This window comes from Pedobacter sp. GW460-11-11-14-TSB4 (assembly GCF_059423705.1).
On the sequence record NZ_JBWKYI010000007.1, the window covers coordinates 53954 to 75837 of the forward strand.

Here is a 21884-nt window from a genome sequence, read left to right on the forward strand (position 1 = left end):
GGATGTTTTAAATAGAAAATGGTGCACGCATTACGGGATTAATCAATCTGTTAGCCGCCTCATCATCTACGAATTCTTGCTTAACCGGGTCGAATTTTAGCGATCTTCCCAATCTTAATGCAGCCAAACCAATATTTACAATGTTGCATGAACGGTGTCCGTTCTCTTCATTTAAAGCGAATTTTTTCCTCGTTCTTACCGATTCTGAAAATTCTACAATCTCCGGATCAGGATCAGGGAATTGCGCCAGTTTACGTTCGAGATCAGGGATGTCGGATTTAAAACCCGGATATAATTTACCTTTTGGTCCTTCTATATAAGGTACATTGGCATCTTTACCTTCACCATCCAGAATAATCTGGCAGCCATCGGCATAGGTATAGGTAATTCTGCGCCAAATGCCTACCGCATCGGTATGTTGTTGTGGCGCATCAACCTCAACAGAAATCGGGTTGGTATCATCCTTACCCAGAAAATATTGTATCGGGTCGATATAATGTTGTCCCATATCACTTAATCCACCACCATCATAATCCCAGTAACCTCTAAAAGTCTGGTGAACCCGGTGGGCATTGTAAGGTTTATAGGGTGCAGGACCTAACCATGCATTATAATCTAATTCCGGTGGTACGGGCTGAGGCTCTAAATGATCTTTGCCCACCCAATAAAACTTCCAGTCGTAGCCGGTATGTTTACTTACGGTTACTTTTAATGGCCAGCCCAACATGCCGCTATCAACCAGTTTTTTAATCGGTTTTACAGTTGTACCCATTCCGTAAAAAGTATCTTTAAACCTAAACCAGGTATTTAACCTAAACATTCTACCATGTTGTTTTACCGCTTCTACCACTCGTTTTCCTTCGCCTATGGTATGGGTCATTGGTTTTTCGCACCAGATATCTTTTCCTGCATTTGCCGCATCTACTGCCATTATACCATGCCAGTGAGGCGGGGTAGCAATGTGTACAATATCGACTTCAGGTAATTGTATAAGTTCTCTATAATCGCTAAATGTTTTTACGCCTTTATCTAACATTGATGCCGCTAGCTTAAGGTGGTTCTGATCTACATCACATATGGCTACAACCTGGGTACCCTCGTAGCCAAAATGGCCTCTACCCATTCCGCCGACACCGATTACGGCTTTGGTTAATTTATCGCTTGGGGCAAGATAGCCTTGCCCACCCAATACATACCTAGGGACAATGGTAAATGCTGCCAGGCCAATTGCAGTTTTTTTGATAAAATCGCGTCTGGTGTTCTGGTCTTTTTGTGGTTCTTCTTTAGTTTTCATTTGTTTATTGGTGTTGTAAAAAAAACTTATACGATAGTTTGGTTCCAAAAGCATTAGGGTGCCGGAACATCTGGTTTATCGATTTGGTTAGATTAAAATTACAAGGTTAATGTTAATAAGAAATTATTATAAAGACAAAACATCGTTGATTTCTTTACGAATTAAAAAAACTTTAATAAAATTTTAATAGAAGTTATCTATATTTATCAAAATAGTGCAATTAACGACATGAATCTTAATCTATTAAATAACCTAACATCAAACACCAGCGATAAACAGTTTATTCAAAAACACAAGCTCATCAAATATCTTTTCAATTTAGGGGCCTCATCAGTTTCTACTTTATGCGAAATCATGGAAATGAGTACCCCGAGTATATTGAAACTTCTGATTGGTTTAATTGACGAAGGCTGGGTAGAAAAAAAGGGTTATGGTTTATCCATTGGCGGACGAAAGCCCGATCTATACCGTTTAAAGGATAAAAAGATTCTGATTCTCTGTATCGATATTGAATTATTTCATACTAAAATAGCCATCATCGATAACAACTATAATTTTGTGCTCGATGTTAAAACGGTTTTGGTACCCATTTCAAAAAGCAGGACCGATTTCTTCAATATTTTACACAGCCACCTTCAGGATATTCTAAAATCTGCAGGCATTCAGCGTGAACAGTTTATTGGCTGTAGTGTTGGTATGCCGGGCTTAATCGATGCGGAAAAAGGAGAAAACTACAGTTATTTCTTAAGCGATGGCGAAAACATACCTTTAACTGCTGCATTTGAAAAAATGCTAAATATGCCTGTAGTAATCCAAAATGATGTGAATGGCTCATCAATGGCTGAGTTTACGCACGGAATGGCGAAGGGCAAAAAAAATGTACTCGTATTGTTAATGGATTGGGGCGTGGGTTTAGGCATTATAATGGATGGGAAGCTGAGGCAAGGTACCTGTGGCTTTTCAGGCGAATTGGGCCACATGCCTTTTGTAGAGAATGGCGCTCTTTGTTACTGCGGGAAACATGGCTGCCTCGAAACCATTGCATCGGGAAACGCCTTATCAGAAATGGCAAAAGAAGGGATATTATCGGGTAAAAACTCGATGCTAAATAAACTTTCTAACGAAGAACTCGAAAGAATTGAACCCGCTTTGATTATTAAGGCCGCGAATAAAGGTGACCAATACGCTATTCAGCTGCTCTCCAATGTTGGCACGCACATGGGCAAAGGAATAGCTGTGCTAATCCAGTTATTCAATCCCGAACTGATTATTTTAAGCGGCAAAATTGCCGGGGCCAAACAATATATCACCTTACCCATGCAACAGGCCATAAACACTTATTGCATGACGCAAATTAGAGAAAAAACAACCATAGTTTCTTCTGAGCTGGGCGAAAACTCCCGGTTATTGGGATATGCGGCAACTGGTATTGACCAATTTTTAGGTGCCTACATCAAAAAAGCAAAAAAGCTCAGAAAGTAAGATTCCACCTGGCTCAAATCCCCCTAAATTTGTCTGTTATCAGCACCTTATTTTCAGATAGCTTATTTAGATTTGTATAGCAAAAATTTAAACCGAGACCGATGGAAACATATAAAAAAGCAGGACATGAAAAGGTAAATGGCATTAACATGTATTATGAAATTTACGGCGAGGGAGAAATCCCGCTTGTACTAATACATGGCGGTGGTTCTACCATTCAATCTACCTTTGGCAGACTTATTCCGCATTTGGCAAAATCCGGTCAGGTTTTAGCAGTTGAACTTCAGGCCCATGGGCGCACCAGCGACCGTGACCAGGCTGAATCTTTTGAACAGGATGCAAAGGATGTGGCCACTTTATTAAATCAGTTAAAAATAGCAAAAGCCAATTTTCTGGGTTTTAGTAACGGCGGAACAACCACTTTGCATATCGCAGCACATCATCCCGCAGTGGTGAATAAAATCATTGTTATTTCGGCCAATTACCAACGGGAAGGTTTAATTGAAGGCTTTTATAATGGCTTTGGAGATGCCACCATCGATCATATGCCGGAGCCGCTTAAAACAGCTTTTTTAGCCGTAAACCCAGATCAAAATGCACTGCAAACGATGTTCGAGAAGGATAAACAGCGCATGCTCGATTTTACCGACCTGAGCGATGATGATCTGAGGGGAATTACTTCCGATGCGCTTTTAATGGTGGCCGATCGGGATGTGATCAGGCCAGAACATGTGGTAAAAATGTCGAGATTAATTGCAAATGCGCAACTGGTTATTTTACCTGGTGTGCATGGCGCTATGATTGGCGAAAACCTTAATCCGGATGTAAGCGACAAAACGATTGAGATGACGGCACATTTGGTGGAAACTTTTTTAAACCAATAGTTGCGCGACCAGGCGTATTTTGGATGAATCGTTCCAAAAATTACCCTCGTCTGATTTAGCTTTTAATATCTTTGACCAATGGAACACCTATTGGATAATCCAATTTATTATGCCTTAACATCTGGTCATAGCCCTGTTGCAAAAGGCCGTGATGAGGTAAAATATTATCATGAAGATATCACCGCATTTGCCGGCTTAAAAGATAATTCGCAGGAGAATCTGAACACCCTATATCAGATCAGCGCTCCGAATAGCCTTTTCGTGTTTTTCTCCAAAACACCGGTCGAAATACCGAAGCAATGGAGGTTACTAACCCATATCGACATGTTCCAATTTATTTTCCGGGGCAAGGAAATGCCAATAGCAGATGCAACGGAAATAACTGATCTTGATGTAGACCATGTTACAGAAATGCTCGATCTTGTGGAGTTAACCAAACCAGGACCTTTTCTGGCCAAAACCATTAACCTTAGCAATTACACGGGCATATTTGTGGATGGGAAATTGGCTGCTATGGCGGGGCACCGGTTTCACCCTAGTCCTTACCGCGAAATAAGTGCAGTTTGTACCCATCCTGATCACTTAGGCAAGGGTTATGCCTTTAAGATTTTACAGGAACAGATTAAACGGATCCTGCTCCGCTCAGAAATACCCTTTCTGCACGTTAGAAATGATAATGAAGGAGCCATTAAACTCTACCATAAACTGGGATTTGAAATCAGAACAGACATGATTGCCTACGTCATCAAAAAAGAGGCTTAGGTTAAGAAGAGAATGTTTCTAAATAGAAAACTGAGCAAAAATTGCGGTTTCTATGTTTTAGTTTTGCACTAAACTAACACATACATGTCTAAAACAAAACTTACCATTAACAATAACGGCTCTGTTAAAATTGAGGGCGATTTCGAAATTGTAGATAGAAACGGAAATACTTATGGCTTACAGGGCAGAGAAGTACTTTCGATCTGCCGTTGTGGTTTATCAAAAAATAAGCCTTTTTGCGACGGTGCACATAACGGCCATTTCGAACACGAGGCAATAGCCTTCGATCTTCCTCCAAAAAAGGTTTAATAACGAAATTAAATTTTTAAAGAGGTTATATCATAGATATAGATTCTCACCCTGAGCCTGTCGAAGGGCCTTTTAAGTTACTCCTTAAGGTGTTTCGACAGGCTCAACATAACAGCATCTGAGGTAAAATCATCTTTATCACACAACCTCTTTTATATTGGAAAACAGCGTACTACACACCAATCTTTGAAGGCGCCGTGCCATAAGCTTTTTTAAAGGCAAAAGAAAAGTGAGACAGGTCTTTAAAACCAACTTCCAGGTATACGTCTGATGATTTCCAGCCTTTTTCGGTTAGGAGATAATAAGCATCATTCAAGCGTTTTTTCTGCAGCCAGCGGTTAGGCGAAAGGTTAAAAATCTTCTCAAAATCTCTTTTAAACGTAGCCAAACTTCTTCCGGTTAAGTAAGCAAAACGGCTTATATCTACATTGAACTTATAATTGGCATTCATATAGGCTTCCAGGTCTATTTTTCCGGGTTCCGAAAAATCAAAAAGCACATCTTTTAATATTGGGTTGGTTTGCAGTAAAATCATTACCGCCTCTTTAACTTTCAAATCGATTAAAGCCTGGTTAAATCCATTATTTCCGTCTAAATACGGCCATATCGAATCAATATAATTCTTCAGCAAACTGTTTGCTTCAAGTGCCAAACCTTTAAGATCGTGATTGGGCTTTTGCAGGTGCAGATCATATTCATTGCTGATGCTGTGCAAAATATCCTGATCAATGTTGATGCTGATGGATTTAAACTCTCCCCCAACTGGTGGATATTTGGTATACCGGGCTAATTGATTCCGCCTGAAAAAACGAAAATCGCCATCCGAAAACACAAACTTCTCCCCTCCGATAAAAATTTCTGATGTTCCTGCAATAACCAAACCCAGCGAATGATTGGGAATAAACTGTTCGCCCTCGCTACTTTTCTGGGCATAACAGGAATACAGGATATTGGGACGTTTCTCTTGATTTGACATCTTGATCAAATTTATGGATTTATGGTGAAAGGTTATCATTCCTGTCGACACGGGAATGACGTACCAAATTATCCCTTTGTAAAAGATTTACCCAGGTCTGTTGCCAGGAAATTCTCCGCCTCATCATGATCTGTTGATAAACTTACCTCCATCCACTTCTCCATTTCGGCAGTTCTGGCAGCATCAGCATGTTTAAGCATGCCAATGGCTTCACTTCCAAATACCAGGTGTACCGGCGGCTCATCGTTTTCTACCAGTGCCAGCATAGCTTTCGCTGCTTTTTGCGGGTCGCCCATCGGTATGAAGTGACCACTTTGGAAAAAATCTGAGCGTTTTTCTACGGTAGATTCATAGCCCTCAACGCGAGGTGCATATGACATTGAGGCACCAGCCCAATCGGTACGAAAACCACCAGGTTCTACACAGGTTACATAAATCCCTAAATCCACTACCTCTTTTGCCAGGGCTTCACTAAAGCCGCTTAACCCAAATTTTGCTGCCTGGTAAATACTTACTCCGGCATTACCTACCCGCCCGCCTATTGAGCTGATTTGAAGAATTCTGCCCGAACGTTGCTTGCGCATAAATGGCAATACCGCTCTCGTAATTTCGATCGGTGCATATAAATTTGTTTCCAACTGGCTGCGTACCTGCTCTTCAGTAAAAGCTTCTGCTGCACCAACAATACCAAAGCCGGCATTATTAACCAAAACATCTATTTTACCAAAATGGGCTACAGCCGATTCTACCGCCAAATGTACCTGATCGTAATCGGTCACATCTAAAGTAAGCGGAAAAATCTGATCCGGATATTCTTTAACCAAATCTTTTAAGGCATCGGTATTTCTTGCTGTTGCAGCAACCAAATCACCTTTTGCCAATACCTGTGCGGTTAGGTCGCGACCCAATCCACGGGAACTTCCTGTTATAAACCAAACTTTTTTCATTTTTTCTATATTTTATGAATCAAAGGTAGGTTGATAACCAAGTCAGCGCTTTGCTTTAAGGCTCAATTTACTTTGTTAAAAAGCTCAACTGGTTTATCAGAACTTTTATTACAATCTGCTGTTAATTAATTAGTAAATACCTGCGTTATGGCGAAAGAAAAGAAAAAAGGAAAAAATAAAAAAAAGAAAAAGAAAAGCGGAAAAAAGAATAAGCTCGGTGTTAAAAATTCATTGGTAAACAATATTAATGCCCGAAAGAAGAAAGGGAAGTCGAGGTCTAAGAAGAAATCAAAAATTAGTAAGAAAGCCTATAAAAAAATGCAAAAAGACTGGAAAAAGTAATTATTGATGTCTACCTACTCAAGAATCCGGGCAAGCAGTTGATAAAAAAGCCTTCAGGCAAGGATGATCAACTTTAATTTATTTCTTAGGTAGTACATGGTTTTCCTTTGCCCAGCTTTGCCATTTTGCATTCAGCTCTTTTACCTTATCAGGATGCTGAGCAGCAACATCGTTCAATTCGGTCTGATCATTTTTGATGTTATAGAGATGCCAGGTAGAATCGCCAGAAAGATTAACCATTTTCCAATCGCCCGAGCGCACAAAACTGGCGTTAAAATGTTCGTTAAATAAGATTTCGTGTCCGTTTGATACCCTTCCTTTTAAAGCAGGCACCAAACTCATGCCTTGCATTGGTTTAATGGTATTACCCTTATAGCTGGCGGGGTACTTCGCGTTGGCAAGTTCGACAAAAGTGCTCATAAAATCCATGACATGCCCTACCTGATTGCTATAACTGCCTTTTTGGGCAGCGATACCTTTTGGCCAGAAGGCGATCATCGGCGTATGCACACCACCTTCGTACGATTGTGCTTTTGCCAGTTGATAGGGCGTATTGGCTACATTTGCCCAGATTGGGCCGATTGAGGTATAACTGGTTTGCGGACCCGGCATTACTTTCTTATAAATGGGGTAAGCAATTTTTTCGCCAGCCCTCGTTTCACTTGGACGGTCGAAACCTGGCCCATAGCGCATCGCATCTTCAGGGCTTGCACCATTATCACTCAAAAATACAATCAAAGTATTATCCAATTGATTGGTTTCTTTTAGGGCTTTAATAATCCGCCCAATGCCCTGGTCCATCCGGTCAATCATTGCTGCGTGTACAGCCATCGCCATTTCATCAAATGCCTTTGTAGGATTAACTTCCCATTTCACAGTCGATTTGCGTGGAGATAAAGGAGCTGTTTTAGGATCGATTAATCCCATCGCAACCATTCGCTTATACCTCGCCTCGCGAATGGCATCCCACCCAACTTTATAGGTATCTTTATATTTCGCGATATCCTCTGGTTTTGCCTGCAATGGCCAGTGCGGCGCATTTTCAGCTACATAGAGAAAAAATGGCTGATCAACTTTGCTAAATTCACGGATGTAAGTTGCGGCGGTATCGTTAATGGCATCTGTATGGTAGTAATCTTTAGGTACATCTTTAATCGGCGTTGTACCACTTACCAAACTAAATGGATCAAAAAAGTCGACCACGCCCCAAAGTGTTCCGAAGAATTTCTCAAAGCCTCTGCTGGTTGGGTATTGATCAATTGGAGAAAACAAAGGAAAAGATGTTTTATGGTTTAGCCAATCTAACTGCGCTTGCGGTGTAGGTTGTTCTATGGTATTTGCAACATGCCATTTACCCGACATTGCCGTTCTATATCCCGCATCTTTTAAAACCTCTGCCAATGTTACTGTATTTTTTGTAATGGCACCACGGTATCCTGCTACACCACGGTCGGTAGTCATTTCACCAATGCCAGCATTGTGGTTATAAAGCCCTGTTAATAAGGCGGCACGTGTTGGACAACAACGTGAGGTATTATAAAAATTTTTAAAACGGATACCCTGGCTAGCCAGGTAATCGATATTTGGTGTTTTAATTTCTCCGCCATAACAGCCGATATCAGAAAACCCCAGATCATCGGCAAGGATGACAATGATATTAGGTCTTTTATCAGCGGCTTTCTTGTGCTTGGATCTATCGGTAAAAGCGCTTAAAGCAGCTACAATAAAGATTAAAAACAGGCCAGAATATTGGGTAAATATGCGCATAGTAACCTAAATTAAAATAAAAAGACGGAAGATCCGTCTTTATCAATTAATTTGTTGCAAACACAGCTAAATCGTTTTATAAGCGCTTAAAAATTTCAATGTTTCATCTAAACGGATGCTGTTTTCGCTTTGTGAAAGGTAAAATACGACAGCAATAACACAATTAAAAATACAAGCGGACCAACGCGGTTATTGATCGGATCGCCCGATGCCGTATGTGCGATAAATGCCGAAATAAATGTAAATGCGAAACCGGCATATGCCCATTCTTTCCATAACCCTTTTATCGGTAACAATAATACAACAGCACCTAAAATTTTGGCAATGGCTAATTCTACCCTGAAATAATCAGGAAAGCCAAGGTGATGAAAACCTTGTTTAATGGTTTCATTGGTCAGATACGAGTAGGCCGAAAAAGTCATCATTAACGAAACTAAAGCGGTTGATATCCAATAAATAATTTTGATTGTTTTTGTTTTCATATTATTTTTTTGATGCAAACTTATGTAGTTTTACTATCTAAAAGATACTAGTATCCCAAAGGATAGTGCTATCCTTTACGAAAGCTTATACCTTTGTACCATGGGCCCAAGAAAAGAACACCGAAATAAGGAAACCTGTACTGCAAGTTTAAATGCGGTAAAAGATGCACTCTATGTGTTAAATGGCAAGTGGAAACTCCCTTTGATTATTTCTTTACAGGAAGGACCGCAGCGTTTTAATGAAATCCAGAAATCGCTTGGAGAAATTACGCCCAAAATATTATCGAAAGAACTTAAAGATCTGGAATTAAATGAATTTGTAATCCGCAAGGTATTTTCTACCACTCCGGTTACGGTAACTTACGAGCTTACCCCTTACAGCGAATCACTTGAAAGAGTAATTGATGAATTAAGGGATTGGGGACTAAAACATCGCGAAAGGTTAGTTAAAAACAGGCGAACCGAATCGGTTGAAGTAGAAATGAGTACGCCAATTTAATCACTAAATCTAATCGCCTGTACCATCCATTTTTACCGAAAAAAGCAAAAAACTGATAATGATAAAATTCGGCTATCTTTGTACAAAATAAAATCGATGGCGGTATTACATAAAAAAGAAGAAAAAATTCAGGCAGTGCTGGGTAGGTTGCCTAAAAAATATACAGACGAACAATTTGTAGAGATGTTTATCAGACTTTACTCTAAAGATTGGGGCAAAATTAAATCGGCTTACATCAAGCAATCTCAGGATAAAGAACCTGGAACCATCATCAATATGCCTAAACCAGAGGTATATTTACGACAGATCCTGGCCAACTACCTGCAACAAGACCATGCGCCGAAAGCAGTAGCAGTTAAAGAAGAACCTGTTGCTGAAGCTCCGGTTACGGAAGTTAAAAAAGCGAAAGCTCCGGCTAAGAAGAAAGAAGTTGTAGCTGAAGAAGCACCTGCCGAAGTAAAAAAAGCAAAAACACCTGCTAAAAAGAAAGCTGAAGAAATTGAAGAACCGACTGTAGAAGTTAAAAAAGCCAAAGCACCTGCAAAGAAAAAAGTGGAAGCGATTGAAGAGACTCCAGTAGCGGAAAAGAAAGCAAAAGCAGCCACAAAAAAGCCTGCAGCAAAAAAATAAAAAAATATTTTACATCAAATATAATAAATCACCTTTTTGGTTGTTTATATATATGAGAGCGTTAATTTAGATGACGGGGATAGGTCGGTATGATTTATCCCCGTTCTTTTTTGGCCATTTTTTCTCTAAGGTTAATCTTAACCACGGAAGCACAGAAGACATGATCACGATCTAGGTTTTGTATGCTGCATTAAGATCCCCGCCTGCGCGGGAATGACGCCCCTTCTCTAAAATCGATAATAATATTCAACAAAAATCTTTCCGCTCATAACATCATTCATTTTACTTATCGCTAAGTTTTACATGCAATTGTAAACTTTATTCTTTTAATTGGCATATCGGGAAAAGTCGATATACATTTGTGCCATGGATCAGGTAGAAATATTTAAAGCACTTTCGAACAAAACACGTTTACAGATTTTAGGCTGGTTAAAAGCGCCAGAAATACATTTTCCGGAACAACCCAATGCCGATTTTGAAAATGTTGGTGTTTGCGTTGGGCAAATTCAGCTTAAAAGCGGACTGTCGCAAAGTACCATTTCCGAATACCTGTCTATTTTACAACGTGCTGATTTAATCAGTTCAACACGCTTAGGTCAATGGACTTATTACAAACGCAATAAAGAAGGCTTAGAAAAATTAAGCGAAATCATCAATACCGAATTATAATTTAGAAACATATGAACACAGATAGTTTATTCAGGCCTTTTAGCCTTAAAACATTAAATATCAAAAATAGAATCGTAATGGCGCCAATGACGCGTTCATTTTCTCCTGGTGGCGTACCAACTCCCGAAGTTGCCGCCTATTACGCAAAGAGAGCAGCTGGTGAAGTGGGTTTAATTTTATCAGAAGGAACCGTAATTAACCGTCCATCATCTTCTGCAGATCCTAATATTCCACATTTTTACGGTACCGAAGCTTTAGCAGGCTGGGAAAACGTAATTAAAAGTGTACACCAGGCTGGCGGTAAAATGGGTCCGCAGATCTGGCACCAGGGCATTATGGATAACCATGCATCGGGTTGGCTACCAGGCACACCTTTCGAAGGTCCATCAAGCCTAAACAAACCAGGTTTTGAAAATGGCGTACCGATGACCGATGCAGCCATTGCTGATACCATTGCAGCTTTTGGCCAGGCAGCAGCCGACGCTAAAGCTTTGGGTTTTGATACGGTTGAAATACATGGTGCACACCAATACCTGATTGATCAGTTTTTCTGGGAGGGTACAAATAACCGTACCGACATTTATGGTGGCAAAACTTTAGCAGAGCGTACCCGTTTTGGTGTTGAAGTAATTAAGGAAGTACGCAAAAGAGTTGGTGAAGACTTCGCCTTAATTATACGTCTATCGCAGTTTAAACCTGCTGCTTACGATTTCAAACTGGCTAAAAACGAACAGGAAATGGAGCAATGGTTAACCCCATTAGCCGAAGCCGGAATCGATATTTTCCATTGTTCGCAACGCCGTTTCTGGGAACCTGAATTTGAAGGTTCTGACTTAAATTTTGCCGGTTGGGCCAAAAAAGTAACCGGAAAAGCAACAATTTCAGTAGGTTCTGTTGGTTTGGATGGCGATTTCTTTGGCGCATTTGCTGGTCAAAGTTCACAACCTAGCTCATTGGAAGAACTGGTACGCAGAATGGATCGCGGTGATTTCGATTTAGTAGCAGTTGGCCGTCCGCTTTTAGCAGACCCGAACTGGGTAGAAAAAATTAAATATAACCGCACAGAAGAATTAAAAGGCTTTAGCAAAGAGGCTTTAATGGAACTGGTATAAAAATCTTAATTTTTCTTTTTAAGTTTAGAAAGGCATCTCGAAAGGGATGCTTTTTTGTTACAATAATTCCGTCATCTCTACTGAAGCGCGACGAAATGAAGAGATCTTCCCGTGACATCAGATGTTACCATAGAACTCAGTTTAGGAATAAATTTTCTGCCACGGAAGCACAGAGGGCACGGAAATTTTCTTGATAGTTTGAAAAGCAGTACCCGTATTACTTCGGTTGTTCCAGCCCCGCCCTTTGCTTAATCCTGATAGAAAAAATCAGGATAACGCTGTCGGTCGGGTTTATTTCACTTCTGACAGTAGCATTGCCCTAGCCACCTAAACCCGATCAAAGCAAATCCCGAGATGAAGTCGGGAGAAGCGGGAGCGGAAAAACAACAACCTAAAAGCTTCTGTTATTGCTTTCCAAAAACAAACTAGTTTTTCGCGCCAACAGATATTACCAAACCATCTGCTTTAGCATTTTTTTCCTTAAATTCACGTCATCAAAAAATTGATTATCCCATGTCGAACATTAAACTCATTATCGAAGAAAGGCCTGCAAATATTGGCAATTTTATGGTTGGCAGATTACTGCCTTTCAGAGAGAAACGCATGGTTGGTCCTTTTTCCTTTATCGACCACATGGGTCCTGCCGCGTTGAGCGATCATGAAAACCTCGATGTTCCACCACACCCGCATATTGGCTTATCAACCTTAACCTTTTTGTTCGAGGGCGAAATTACACACAAAGACAGTTTGGGTTCGGATATTGTGATTAAACCCGGACAGGTAAACTGGATGACCTCGGGCAGCGGTATCGTACATTCAGAAAGAACTCCTGAATACCTCCGTCATAGCGACAAAATGCTCCATGGCTTACAGATCTGGGTAGCCTTACCTAAAGATTTAGAACAAATGGAACCTGAATTTTGCCACGTAGAGGGGGCAGACATTCCAGGCTGGACACAAGATGGTGTTGATTTTAAATTAATCGCCGGAGAAGCTTTTGGTTATAAATCTCCGGTTCCGGTGTACAGTCCCTTATATTTTTTAGAGTTAAAAAGCACTAAGCAGCAAAAGTTAAACATTGGCGATTACCTGTTTGGCGAAAGTGCACTTTATATTTTAGAAGGTGCGATTGAAAGTGAAGGGAATATTTTTGAACCGCGTTTAATTTTAATTGCCAACGATGCCAAACTCTGCGAATTTACCATGCACGAAAACACCACGGTTTACATATTCGGTGGTGAAGCTTTTCCTGAAGAACGTTTTATTTACTGGAATTTTGTTGCATCAGACAAGGAATTGATTGAAAAAGCCAAAACTAAATGGCTGGAGCAAAGCTTTAAACCGGTTCCCGGCGAAACAGGCTTTGTACCCCTGCCCGACCCCATTCGCAACATTAAACATTAATTCTTTCTGAACAGGTTCATATTTACCGAAACAGCCACACCTGTAGATGATAATTTAGAGTTTCCATAACCTATATCCGTTAAAGGGATTTTCATAAAAGGTTTAGCGCTGATGCTTAAATTATTATTTATTTTGTGTTGAAACTCCACCCCAACATTAGCTACACCTAAATAGTGCTGATTCTGGTTTTTTACTTCGAAACTTTGAGGGCCCTGATAAGCTCCGTTATAAGAATAACTGTATTTTTCCTTCAGCATTAAATAACTGGATAAACCTGTGCTTAGCGAAACCGAATTTCTACGGCCATCAAAAACCTTATAGTTCACATTGATTGGAATATCGATTACATCGCAATTGGCGTGGATATTTGCCGGATCTACCTTAAAAACATAATTGGTGTTAGGGTTATACTGGCTAAAATCTGAATCGTAAATTTTCTTGGCATAAACTGCGCCGGTCGTAACACTTAATTTCCGGGTTAAGAAAAGCGTAGCTTCTACACCAAAACCGCCACTAAAGCTACTTTTACCTGAATTTTGCACACTGGTTAAATCGGGTGCGGCCAGGATACTTAAAACAAACCTTGGCGTCTTCCTAACCAATGGCGTTGGCATTTTCTCCGGTTTTCTTTGCGGAAGGGCAGCTACCAGATTTTGTTGTTCTAATTCTACTCGTTTAGTTTGAATGCTTATTTGTGGATTATATAAGGTATTGGCTAAAAGGTTCTGATGGATATAACTACTCTCCAAAACTTTAGAAAAACCAGCATTAACCTGGCTTGTTTCAGCCACTTTATCATCATTCGTATCTTTATTATTTTCTTTATTCCCGGCCAATAAACTTCCTTCACCATTCCCGGAAGAAGTATTATTTTCTGTTGGTTTCTTGATTAAATCTCCCTTATCCTCTATAGGTTTGTTATGCTCTTTATTGTTAATTTTTGTATCTGTTTTCACCAGCGGATTGTTTTTAGGTTGATCGCCATTTGGCTTAGCCAATAAAAACACCACCAGTAACATTGCGGCTATCCCAGCCACAGCCGTTAACCAAATCAGCGGCACTACCCTCCTTTTTGGTGCTGGATGCAATCTCTCCTCCAGATTATCCCAATCTAAATCATTAAAAGGAAGATCGGGATTTTCCAACCCATCCTTAAATAATTTATCTATATCTTTTCCCTCTTTCATTGCATATTTGTGTTTAACCTTACCTGTAAAAGGTTCCTATCTACTTCCGAATTCCTTACCTGGTAAGTTGTCGCCTCTGTAGCTTTTAACATTTCCTGTAATTTTTGCCTGGCCTTAAACAGGTTCGACTTTGATGTACCTACCGATATCCCCAGCATTTCGGCAATTTCTTCATGTGTATATCCATCAATGGCAAAAAGATTAAAAACGGTACGGTAACCCGCGCTTAACTTTTGCACCAATGCCAGTAAATCATGGTAAGCTAACTTATCGTACACAGAACTTACCTGCGCAATATTTTCATGATCCAGAATATCTACGTGATCAGCAAATTTCAGATTAGCACGATAATAGTCGATAGCTGTATTGGTTATTATACGACCAAGCCAGGGCAAAAAAGCCTTGCTAGGTTCGTATTTAGTGATGTTTTTAAAAGCTTTAAAAAAGCCGTCGTTCAGTATTCCCGCAGCATCCAACCGATCGTTTGCATAACGCAAACAAATACCCATAGCAAAGCTATAGAAATGTTTGTATAGCGCTTTTTGACTATCCCTTTCATTTCTAATGCAGCCCTGAATATGCTTTTGTATAATAATATCTTCTCTGTCGCGGTTAGCGGTCACAAGTTCTCCTTTCAAAACACATTACGATGAGGATTTACAAAAGGTTGCCTAAAAAAAATATTTTTTTTTAAAATAATTATGATTCGTTCGGTTTGGCTAAAATTCTCGTTTCTGCAAGCAACCATTTACAACCTGATGGCGTAATACGGGCATATTAATGATTAAAGTTAAAACTAAAAACAAAAAAATCTTATGCTAATCTACTTAAAAAGAAACCTATTGGCTGTATTGTGTGTGGCCATGGTATTTAGTGCCTGCAAAAAAAATAGTTCAGATGAACCGACAACGCCTCCTGCATCTAACAAAAAGGGAATTCAACTGGCAGCCGATGCTAAATTCGGATCAGTATTAACCGATAAAGATGGCAAAACTTTATACTTTTTTGCCTCTGATGCTGCCGGTACGCCAACCTGTACCGGTGGTTGCGAAACCACCTGGCCACTTTATTATTCTGCCGATGCCAGTACAGATTTAAACCTGAACAAGGCCGAAGTTGGTGAAGTTACCCGTGCCGATGGACGTAAACAAAGTACTTATCGTGGTTATCCGCTTTATTATTATGCAAATGATGCTGCAGCAGGCGAAATTAAAGGGGATGGTGTTGCTGGAATCTGGTTTGTAGCTAAACCCGATTATTCATTAATGCTGGCCAATGCACAACTGACAGCGAACAATATCAATTATACCAGCACCTATGCAGTTGGTGACGGCAAAACCATTTACTTAACTGATAACAAAGGACGTACTTTGTATGCTTTTGCGCCAGATAAAAATGGTGTAAATACTTATACCAAGAGTGCAACACAAGAAGGTATTTGGCCGGTGTACGAATCTGAAGTCCTTAACGTTCCGTCAGCGATAGTAAAAGCTGATGTAGGCGTAATTACCGTAGCCACCATCAACAAAAAACAATTAACCTATAAGGGATGGCCTTTGTATTACTGGATATCAGATGTAAAAAGAGGAGATAACCTCGGCATCGTAATCGGAAAGGGGCTAGGCTTAACCTGGCCGGTATTACAGCTAAATGCTACAGTTGCTCCGGCGCCGTAAAAATATTTGGGTTAGGCGGGTAGAATGGTCGGCTGGTGTTTTCACAGCCGGCCCTTTTTATACTTCCAGTAAGGCTTGCTTAATTTTTTCGGCAGCCTCAGCCAGTTCTTCGTTTGTTGGCTTCAGTTTTTCTTTACTGAAATTCATATCGCTTACATTATTCATCGGGATTAAATGAATATGTGCATGCGGCACTTCCAGTCCAATTACCGAAACGCCCACTTTTTTGCAGGGGAAAGCTATTTTAACACCTTTCGCTACAATTTTGGCAAACATCCACAAACCCACATACAGATCTTCATCCATATCGAAAATATAATCAGTCTCAATTTTCGGAATAACCAGAACATGGCCTGCTGTTAAAGGCTGAACATCTAAAAAGGCTAAATATTCTACAGTTTCAGCAACAACATGTGCAGGGATTTCGCCAGCAACAATTTTTGAAAAGATAGTCATTAAGGTATAGGGTTAAAGGTGTAGGGTGTAAGGTTTAGGATTTAGAGCGGAGAACAGACCTTAAGCCTTAAACCCTCCGCCTTCTACCTTATCTTGATATCTCTAAAACTTCGAACTGCATTTTACCTGCCGGCACTTCGATTTCGGCAAATTCGCCAACCGATTTACCTAACAAACCTTGTGCAATTGGCGATTTAACAGAAATTTTTCCTGTTTTTAAATCGGCTTCTGTTTCGGCTACCAACTGGTAAGTCATGGTTGCGCCGTTTTTAACATTTTTTATTTTAACAATCGATAAGGCAAGTACTTTCGATAAGTCTAATTTAGACTCATCAATTAAACGTGCGTTTGCCAAGGTATTCTTTAATTTTGAAATTTTTGCTTCATGCAAACCTTGTGCTTCTTTGGCAGCATCGTACTCTGCATTCTCCGATAAATCACCTTTATCCCTTGCTTCTGCAATTGCTTTAGATATTAGCTGACGACCGGTGGTTGTTAAATAATGAACTTCCTCTTTTAATTTATCTAACCCCTCTTGGGTGTAGTATGTTACCTCTGTCATTGCTCTATTAATTTTATTCAAACGCTATAAAAAACAAACAAGACTATATAGTTGGTTTGCTACATAGTCTTGCTTCAATTATAACGAAGATAAAATGTGGAAATTACAAAAGCAAATAAAAAATTAAGAAGTGACCAAGATTTTAAGCTTTTATGACTTCCAACTATCAATTCGGAACTTCAATTAACCCCTTAAAATGATGAAAAATTAAGCTTTTTCAATTAATCAGGCGCTCATTCAATCGTTAAAGCTAAATCAGGCTATATAATATGCCAGAATCACCACAATGGTAACATTCATTTATACACTTATCCAAAATTCAAGCATTAGTTATATTTTAGCTAAAATTATTCGTAAAAATGAAAAAGTTATTCTCTATTGCCCTGCTCATTGGTTTGGGTGCTTATGCCGTTTCTGCCCAAGAGCTTTATATGCCCCGAAATATTAAAGCAGCATATACCAAGGGCACGCGTGCGATGAATGGAAAACCTGGCCCCAATTATTGGCAAAACCATGGTAAATACAACATGGATATTAAGGTAGATGCCGAAACCAAAGTGGTGAGCGGTAAAGAAGAAATTTTATACAGCAACAACAGTTCCGATACCTTAAAAACCCTGGCTATCCGTTTTGTAAACAACTTACATAAACCCACTTCGCCAAGAGGTGGTGCGGTAAGTGAAGGCTTTTTAAGCACAGGTCTAAACATCATCTCCTTTTCGGTTGATGGCGAAACTTATCAGGTAGACAGCAAAGATTGGGGAACAGTAGGAAACGTAAAGTTGAACAAACCTTTGTTACCAAAATCGAAAATCACTGTTAAAATTGAGTGGGATTACCCCTTATCAAAAGAAAGCGGTCGCGAGGGGCAGATTGATCCAAACTCCTTTTTTGTGGCTTATAGCTATCCGCGCATATCGGTGTATGATGATTATAACGGCTGGGACCGCATCCCACACACCGATAGGGCTGAGTTTTATAACGACTTTAACGATTATGAATTCGCTATTAAAGCCCCTAAAAACTATGTGGTTTATGCAACCGGCGATTTTCTGAACCCTGATGAAGTGTTACAGCCTGAAATTTCTGCCCGTTTAAAAAAATCGTATAATGGTGATGAAGTCATCCACATCGCTACCGAGCAGGAAATGAAAGACGGCAAAGTAACGCAGCAAAAAGACTGGAACACCTGGAAATTTGCAGTAAAACACATTACGGATGTCACCTTTGCACTGAGCAACCACTATGTTTGGGACGGAGCAAGTGTAATTGTAGATAAAAAAACCAACCGCCGTGCAAGTGCACAGGCTGCCTACAACCCAACTACCGGAACAGATTTTATCAACTCGGTTAAATACAACCTTAATGCATTGGATTGGTTCTCGAACAATTGGCCCGGCATTCCCTATCCTTATGTAAAAACCATTGCTTTTCAAGGTTTTGCCGATATGGAGTACCCTATGATGGTTAACGATTCTCAATTTGGTGATCCGGTGTTCGCACAATTGGTTCAAGACCATGAGGTGGCGCATACATACTTTCCTTTTTACATGGGCATTAACGAAACCCGTTATGCTTATATGGATGAAGGCTGGGCCACCACATTCGAATATTTAATCGGCATTGCAGAACATGGAAAAGAAGCCGCCGATAAATTTTACAAAAGTTTCAGGGTAAACAAATACATTAACGATAAATCTACAGAAGAAGACCAGCCGGTTATTTCGATGTCTGACCAGGTTTCGGGTGCAGGTTATGGGAATAACTCTTACGGAAAAGCTTCACTATCTTATTTGGCGCTTAAAGATATGTTAGGAGATGACTTATTCAAAAAAGCACTACATAACTATATGAGCAATTGGAATGGCAAACACCCTATTCCATGGGATTATTTTAACTCGATGAATGCAGGATCCGGACAAAATTTAAACTGGTTTTTCCAGAATTGGTTCTTCACCAACAACTACCTCGATTTAGCCATTACCAAAGTAACGCCAGCTCAAGAAAAATCGACCGTAACCATTAAAAATGTTGGCGGTTTTGCCATTCCATTTAATGTGGTGGTTACGTATAGCGATGGAAAAACAGACACCATCCACAAAACACCAGCAGTTTGGAAGGCAAACCAAAAAGAAGTGAATGTAACGCTTAATACCACTAAAAAAGTAAAATCGATCAGTTTGGATAACGGCATTTACATGGATGCTACACCAAAAGATAATGTTTGGTCAGCTAAATAGTTGACAGTTCGCAATTTTCAGTTGGCAGTTCTGTAAACGGCCAGCTGAAAACTGTTATTGTAAGCGACAAGCTTTATAGTCCCCGTTTGCAACGGGGATTACCGAGATCCGCATTTGTAATGCGATTAAGCATACATATGGCGATAAAATCGCCATTCTCCTGCATCCTCGTTACAAACGAGGACGATAAGGGGTAATGAAATAAGTGGCCGTTCGATATGACGACCAACTGAAAACTGTTAACTAATAACTGAGAACCGGTTCGTGTTTAACCGGAAAATTTAACGAATTGGCAATAAAACACATTTTATTGGCTTCGTGATGCAGCGATGCTGCCAGTTCGTAATGTGCTTTATCAGCTATTAAAACCTGGGGATGTAGCGTAACTTCTCTAAACCTGCCACTGCCATCGGCCGATTCTTCCATGGTGCCTACAGCCTCATCCTTATAATCGATTACTACAATTTCGTTTTTAGAGCATAAATGTAAATACCAGAGCATATGGCAGCTTGATATAGATGCCAGCAACAGATCTTCAGGATTATATTTAGATTTATCGCCCAGAAAAGCTGAATCAGACGATCCGGAAATATCGGCTTTTCCTTTTACTGAAATTACATAATCGCGATCGTACGAACGGTAATCCATTGTACCTGAGCCTTTATTGCCTGTCCAAGTAACTGTAGTTGAATATAAATGATCTTTCGGCATGATAAAATTGGTTAGATTGTATAGCCAATTTAAGAAAATAAAATTGAGATTTATACCTTTTTTTTAGGCCCAAGACTATAAAAATTAAGTTTAAATAGCGATTAACTTTTATTTTTGAGCGCATTGCCAGTACAAGAAAATGAATTGGCTCCCGTGTTTCGCTAATACACTTTGGGCTTCGTACCTCAGCCCTGCAGGGTAACGCTTCACCCGGGGCTAGATGGCAGATACAGTAGTTCATTTTAGGGTTTGCAGGTTGCAACCGCAAAATATAAACCTGATTGTAATGATTCCGATTCTTCATCGGAAGTAATGGAAAGCAGGACAGAACCTTGACTACTAGCAGTGCCCTTGCTTTCCAAAACCAAAATAATTCAGCATTATGCTCAATCGAAACTAAGCCCGCTTAACTTCTCGGCCAAAACCTCCGAAATTTTACGGTACGAATCGAATGTCCAGCCGCCAACATGTGGCGTTAAAATCACTTTGTCGTTGTTTTTAAGTTCATTGTACCAAGCTTGTTCACCCAGGGCCGGGAATTTTTCTGTTTGCAATACATCCAGTCCGGCACCTAAAATCTTTCCGCTTTTAATGGCATTCAACACTGCCGGTGTATTTACAATTTCACCCCTTGCCGTATTGATAAAGAAAATGGGCTTTTTAAAATGATAGAAATACTCATCATCAACCATCTGTTTGGTTTCGGCGGTTAAGGGAATATGCAAACTCAGCACATCGCTGTGTTTCACAATTTCTTCCATGCTTACCTCGCGGGCAAAAGCATCAGAAAAGCCGGTTTTGTATTTATCATAGGCCATTACATCAACCTCGAAACCCGCCAGCTTCTTTGCAAAACTTTGTCCCATAAAACCATAACCAATAATCCCAACCTTTTTGCCTTTCAATTCGTAGCCACGGTTACCTTCCCTATCCCATACGCCATTTCTGATTTCGATATCGGCCCTACGGAAGTTGTTCATCAATGATAACAGTAAACCGGTAGCATGTTCGCCAACGGCATCGCAATTGCCTTCGGGTGCGTTAATCAGTTCGATATTTCTTTCAAAAGCGATTTTATCATCGATATTATCCAGGCCTGCTCCTGCCCTGGCCACAAATTTTAAATTTGGGGCTGCAGCAAAAATTTCGGCATCGATCCTAAATTTTGTCCGGACAGCAATACCGGTATAATCTTTAATTTTATCTAATGTTTGTTGACGGGTGATTTGTGGTTCATCATCAACCTCGTAGCCCATGGCAATAGCCTGCTCTTTAAATGCAGGGTGTAAATCATCAACAATTAATATCTTATTCATAATGAACAAAAGTAACATTTTGCTGATTGTTCAATTGTAATATTCTTTTATTGTTTCCGCAAAACTGAAAACCGCAAATTGTTAGCTGTCAACTGTGCATTACCCACAAAAATATTACTATAAAATGGCTGTAATAAAATAGTTACGGCTCCTTAATTAAACTAAGTTGCCGTTACT

The 21884-nt window shown here is 39.9% G+C and carries 23 protein-coding genes; 12 read left to right on the top strand and 11 right to left on the bottom strand.

Annotated elements, in window-relative coordinates; all coding sequences use genetic code 11:
* Positions 1 to 7 precede the first annotated feature (7 nt).
* Positions 8 to 1294, bottom strand: a complete 1287-nt coding sequence (locus AC07YT_RS09090) for a Gfo/Idh/MocA family oxidoreductase (RefSeq protein ID WP_086548828.1) — start codon at positions 1292 to 1294, stop codon at positions 8 to 10.
* Positions 1295 to 1522: 228 nt separating this feature from the next.
* Here AC07YT_RS09090 and AC07YT_RS09095 point away from each other — a divergent pair, with 228 nt between their 5' ends.
* The 4 genes from AC07YT_RS09095 (at position 1523) to AC07YT_RS09110 (ending at position 4731) form a co-directional block, all read left to right on the top strand.
* Positions 1523 to 2776 carry an ROK family protein gene (locus AC07YT_RS09095; protein ID WP_086548827.1) on the top strand — a complete coding sequence of 418 codons (1254 nt, stop codon included), beginning with the start codon at positions 1523 to 1525 and terminating at the stop codon, positions 2774 to 2776.
* A gap of 101 nt (positions 2777 to 2877) precedes the next feature.
* Positions 2878 to 3660, top strand: a complete 783-nt coding sequence (locus AC07YT_RS09100) for an alpha/beta fold hydrolase (RefSeq protein WP_086548826.1) — start codon at positions 2878 to 2880, stop codon at positions 3658 to 3660.
* A gap of 78 nt (positions 3661 to 3738) precedes the next feature.
* Positions 3739 to 4422 carry a GNAT family N-acetyltransferase gene (locus AC07YT_RS09105; RefSeq protein WP_086548825.1) on the top strand — a complete coding sequence of 228 codons (684 nt, stop codon included), beginning with the start codon at positions 3739 to 3741 and terminating at the stop codon, positions 4420 to 4422.
* 84 nt (positions 4423 to 4506) lie between these two features.
* The gene (locus tag AC07YT_RS09110) at positions 4507 to 4731 is read left to right on the top strand and encodes a CDGSH iron-sulfur domain-containing protein (protein WP_086548824.1); all 225 of its coding nucleotides are present in this window, start codon (positions 4507 to 4509) and stop codon (positions 4729 to 4731) included.
* A gap of 172 nt (positions 4732 to 4903) precedes the next feature.
* Here the strand turns inward: AC07YT_RS09110 and AC07YT_RS09115 are convergent, their stop codons facing one another.
* A complete protein-coding gene (locus AC07YT_RS09115) occupies positions 4904 to 5707 on the bottom strand; it encodes a helix-turn-helix domain-containing protein (RefSeq protein WP_086548823.1) in 804 nt (267 codons plus the stop codon).
* Positions 5708 to 5775: 68 nt separating this feature from the next.
* Positions 5776 to 6654, bottom strand: coding sequence for an oxidoreductase (locus AC07YT_RS09120; RefSeq protein ID WP_086548822.1), 879 nt, complete (start codon positions 6652 to 6654; stop codon positions 5776 to 5778).
* A gap of 147 nt (positions 6655 to 6801) precedes the next feature.
* Between AC07YT_RS09120 and AC07YT_RS09125 the strand changes: the two genes are divergently transcribed.
* Positions 6802 to 6996, top strand: coding sequence for a hypothetical protein (locus AC07YT_RS09125; RefSeq protein ID WP_086548821.1), 195 nt, complete (start codon positions 6802 to 6804; stop codon positions 6994 to 6996).
* Between the two features lie 78 nt (positions 6997 to 7074).
* Here the strand turns inward: AC07YT_RS09125 and AC07YT_RS09130 are convergent, their stop codons facing one another.
* The gene (locus AC07YT_RS09130) at positions 7075 to 8763 is read right to left on the bottom strand and encodes an arylsulfatase (RefSeq protein ID WP_086548820.1); all 1689 of its coding nucleotides are present in this window, start codon (positions 8761 to 8763) and stop codon (positions 7075 to 7077) included.
* Positions 8764 to 8870: 107 nt separating this feature from the next.
* Positions 8871 to 9245, bottom strand: coding sequence for a DoxX family protein (locus tag AC07YT_RS09135; RefSeq protein ID WP_086548819.1), 375 nt, complete (start codon positions 9243 to 9245; stop codon positions 8871 to 8873).
* Positions 9246 to 9345: 100 nt separating this feature from the next.
* Between AC07YT_RS09135 and AC07YT_RS09140 the strand changes: the two genes are divergently transcribed.
* The 5 genes from AC07YT_RS09140 to AC07YT_RS09160 all read left to right on the top strand — a co-directional run bounded on the left by AC07YT_RS09140 (position 9346) and on the right by AC07YT_RS09160 (position 13559).
* Entirely contained in the window at positions 9346 to 9744 is a 399-nt protein-coding gene (locus tag AC07YT_RS09140) for a winged helix-turn-helix transcriptional regulator (RefSeq protein ID WP_086548818.1), read from the top strand.
* A 96-nt stretch (positions 9745 to 9840) separates the two neighbouring features.
* Positions 9841 to 10374 carry a hypothetical protein gene (locus AC07YT_RS09145; RefSeq protein WP_494945286.1) on the top strand — a complete coding sequence of 178 codons (534 nt, stop codon included), beginning with the start codon at positions 9841 to 9843 and terminating at the stop codon, positions 10372 to 10374.
* A gap of 366 nt (positions 10375 to 10740) precedes the next feature.
* A complete protein-coding gene (locus AC07YT_RS09150) occupies positions 10741 to 11043 on the top strand; it encodes an ArsR/SmtB family transcription factor (RefSeq protein WP_086548817.1) in 303 nt (100 codons plus the stop codon).
* 11 nt (positions 11044 to 11054) lie between these two features.
* Complete coding sequence (locus AC07YT_RS09155; RefSeq protein ID WP_086548816.1) at positions 11055 to 12155, top strand: NADH:flavin oxidoreductase; 1101 nt, start codon at positions 11055 to 11057, stop codon at positions 12153 to 12155.
* A 513-nt stretch (positions 12156 to 12668) separates the two neighbouring features.
* Positions 12669 to 13559, top strand: coding sequence for a pirin family protein (locus AC07YT_RS09160; RefSeq protein ID WP_086548815.1), 891 nt, complete (start codon positions 12669 to 12671; stop codon positions 13557 to 13559).
* Here the strand turns inward: AC07YT_RS09160 and AC07YT_RS09165 are convergent.
* Positions 13556 to 14746 carry a porin family protein gene (locus AC07YT_RS09165; protein WP_086548814.1) on the bottom strand — a complete coding sequence of 397 codons (1191 nt, stop codon included), beginning with the start codon at positions 14744 to 14746 and terminating at the stop codon, positions 13556 to 13558. The two genes, AC07YT_RS09160 and AC07YT_RS09165, sit on opposite strands and share 4 nt — an antisense overlap.
* Complete coding sequence (locus tag AC07YT_RS09170) at positions 14743 to 15384, bottom strand: RNA polymerase sigma factor (protein WP_494945287.1); 642 nt, start codon at positions 15382 to 15384, stop codon at positions 14743 to 14745. The genes AC07YT_RS09165 and AC07YT_RS09170 overlap by 4 nt, the downstream gene beginning before the upstream one ends.
* A gap of 177 nt (positions 15385 to 15561) precedes the next feature.
* On the opposite strand from AC07YT_RS09170, the gene AC07YT_RS09175 reads away from it, so the two are divergent.
* Entirely contained in the window at positions 15562 to 16422 is an 861-nt protein-coding gene (locus tag AC07YT_RS09175; protein WP_086548813.1) for a hypothetical protein, read from the top strand.
* 57 nt (positions 16423 to 16479) lie between these two features.
* Here AC07YT_RS09175 and AC07YT_RS09180 read toward each other — a convergent pair whose 3' ends face one another.
* Complete coding sequence (locus AC07YT_RS09180; protein ID WP_086548812.1) at positions 16480 to 16878, bottom strand: HIT family protein; 399 nt, start codon at positions 16876 to 16878, stop codon at positions 16480 to 16482.
* A gap of 88 nt (positions 16879 to 16966) precedes the next feature.
* Positions 16967 to 17440 (bottom strand): transcription elongation factor GreA, encoded by a 474-nt coding sequence (greA, locus tag AC07YT_RS09185; RefSeq protein ID WP_029276724.1) that lies wholly within the window; start codon positions 17438 to 17440, stop codon positions 16967 to 16969.
* Between the two features lie 359 nt (positions 17441 to 17799).
* Here greA and AC07YT_RS09190 point away from each other — a divergent pair, with 359 nt between their 5' ends.
* Positions 17800 to 19680 carry a M1 family metallopeptidase gene (locus AC07YT_RS09190; RefSeq protein WP_086548811.1) on the top strand — a complete coding sequence of 627 codons (1881 nt, stop codon included), beginning with the start codon at positions 17800 to 17802 and terminating at the stop codon, positions 19678 to 19680.
* Positions 19681 to 19923: 243 nt separating this feature from the next.
* Here AC07YT_RS09190 and AC07YT_RS09195 read toward each other — a convergent pair whose 3' ends face one another.
* Positions 19924 to 20391: an OsmC family protein gene (locus tag AC07YT_RS09195; protein ID WP_086548810.1), complete on the bottom strand. Its 468-nt coding sequence runs from the start codon at positions 20389 to 20391 to the stop codon at positions 19924 to 19926.
* 386 nt (positions 20392 to 20777) lie between these two features.
* On the bottom strand, positions 20778 to 21707 hold the full coding sequence (locus AC07YT_RS09200; protein ID WP_086548809.1) for an NAD(P)-dependent oxidoreductase: 930 nt from the start codon (positions 21705 to 21707) through the stop codon (positions 20778 to 20780).
* Between the last annotated feature and the right edge of the window lie 177 nt (positions 21708 to 21884).

Bases quoted from the DNA above. Each gene is read 5' to 3' on its own strand.
- AC07YT_RS09175 (WP_086548813.1), top strand. From the start codon at position 15,562: ATGCTAATCTACTTAAAAAGAAACCTATTGGCTGTATTGTGTGTGGCC.
- AC07YT_RS09195 (WP_086548810.1), bottom strand. From the start codon at position 20,391: ATGCCGAAAGATCATTTATATTCAACTACAGTTACTTGGACAGGCAAT.
- AC07YT_RS09180 (WP_086548812.1), bottom strand. From the start codon at position 16,878: ATGACTATCTTTTCAAAAATTGTTGCTGGCGAAATCCCTGCACATGTT.
- greA (WP_029276724.1), bottom strand. From the start codon at position 17,440: ATGACAGAGGTAACATACTACACCCAAGAGGGGTTAGATAAATTAAAA.
- AC07YT_RS09095 (WP_086548827.1), top strand. From the start codon at position 1,523: ATGAATCTTAATCTATTAAATAACCTAACATCAAACACCAGCGATAAA.
- AC07YT_RS09120 (WP_086548822.1), bottom strand. From the start codon at position 6,654: ATGAAAAAAGTTTGGTTTATAACAGGAAGTTCCCGTGGATTGGGTCGC.
- AC07YT_RS09110 (WP_086548824.1), top strand. From the start codon at position 4,507: ATGTCTAAAACAAAACTTACCATTAACAATAACGGCTCTGTTAAAATT.
- AC07YT_RS09150 (WP_086548817.1), top strand. From the start codon at position 10,741: ATGGATCAGGTAGAAATATTTAAAGCACTTTCGAACAAAACACGTTTA.
- AC07YT_RS09155 (WP_086548816.1), top strand. From the start codon at position 11,055: ATGAACACAGATAGTTTATTCAGGCCTTTTAGCCTTAAAACATTAAAT.
- AC07YT_RS09190 (WP_086548811.1), top strand. From the start codon at position 17,800: ATGAAAAAGTTATTCTCTATTGCCCTGCTCATTGGTTTGGGTGCTTAT.
- AC07YT_RS09140 (WP_086548818.1), top strand. From the start codon at position 9,346: ATGGGCCCAAGAAAAGAACACCGAAATAAGGAAACCTGTACTGCAAGT.
- AC07YT_RS09135 (WP_086548819.1), bottom strand. From the start codon at position 9,245: ATGAAAACAAAAACAATCAAAATTATTTATTGGATATCAACCGCTTTA.
- AC07YT_RS09145 (WP_494945286.1), top strand. From the start codon at position 9,841: ATGGCGGTATTACATAAAAAAGAAGAAAAAATTCAGGCAGTGCTGGGT.
- AC07YT_RS09090 (WP_086548828.1), bottom strand. From the start codon at position 1,294: ATGAAAACTAAAGAAGAACCACAAAAAGACCAGAACACCAGACGCGAT.
- AC07YT_RS09160 (WP_086548815.1), top strand. From the start codon at position 12,669: ATGTCGAACATTAAACTCATTATCGAAGAAAGGCCTGCAAATATTGGC.
- AC07YT_RS09200 (WP_086548809.1), bottom strand. From the start codon at position 21,707: ATGAATAAGATATTAATTGTTGATGATTTACACCCTGCATTTAAAGAG.
- AC07YT_RS09125 (WP_086548821.1), top strand. From the start codon at position 6,802: ATGGCGAAAGAAAAGAAAAAAGGAAAAAATAAAAAAAAGAAAAAGAAA.
- AC07YT_RS09165 (WP_086548814.1), bottom strand. From the start codon at position 14,746: ATGAAAGAGGGAAAAGATATAGATAAATTATTTAAGGATGGGTTGGAA.
- AC07YT_RS09100 (WP_086548826.1), top strand. From the start codon at position 2,878: ATGGAAACATATAAAAAAGCAGGACATGAAAAGGTAAATGGCATTAAC.
- AC07YT_RS09115 (WP_086548823.1), bottom strand. From the start codon at position 5,707: ATGTCAAATCAAGAGAAACGTCCCAATATCCTGTATTCCTGTTATGCC.
- AC07YT_RS09130 (WP_086548820.1), bottom strand. From the start codon at position 8,763: ATGCGCATATTTACCCAATATTCTGGCCTGTTTTTAATCTTTATTGTA.
- AC07YT_RS09105 (WP_086548825.1), top strand. From the start codon at position 3,739: ATGGAACACCTATTGGATAATCCAATTTATTATGCCTTAACATCTGGT.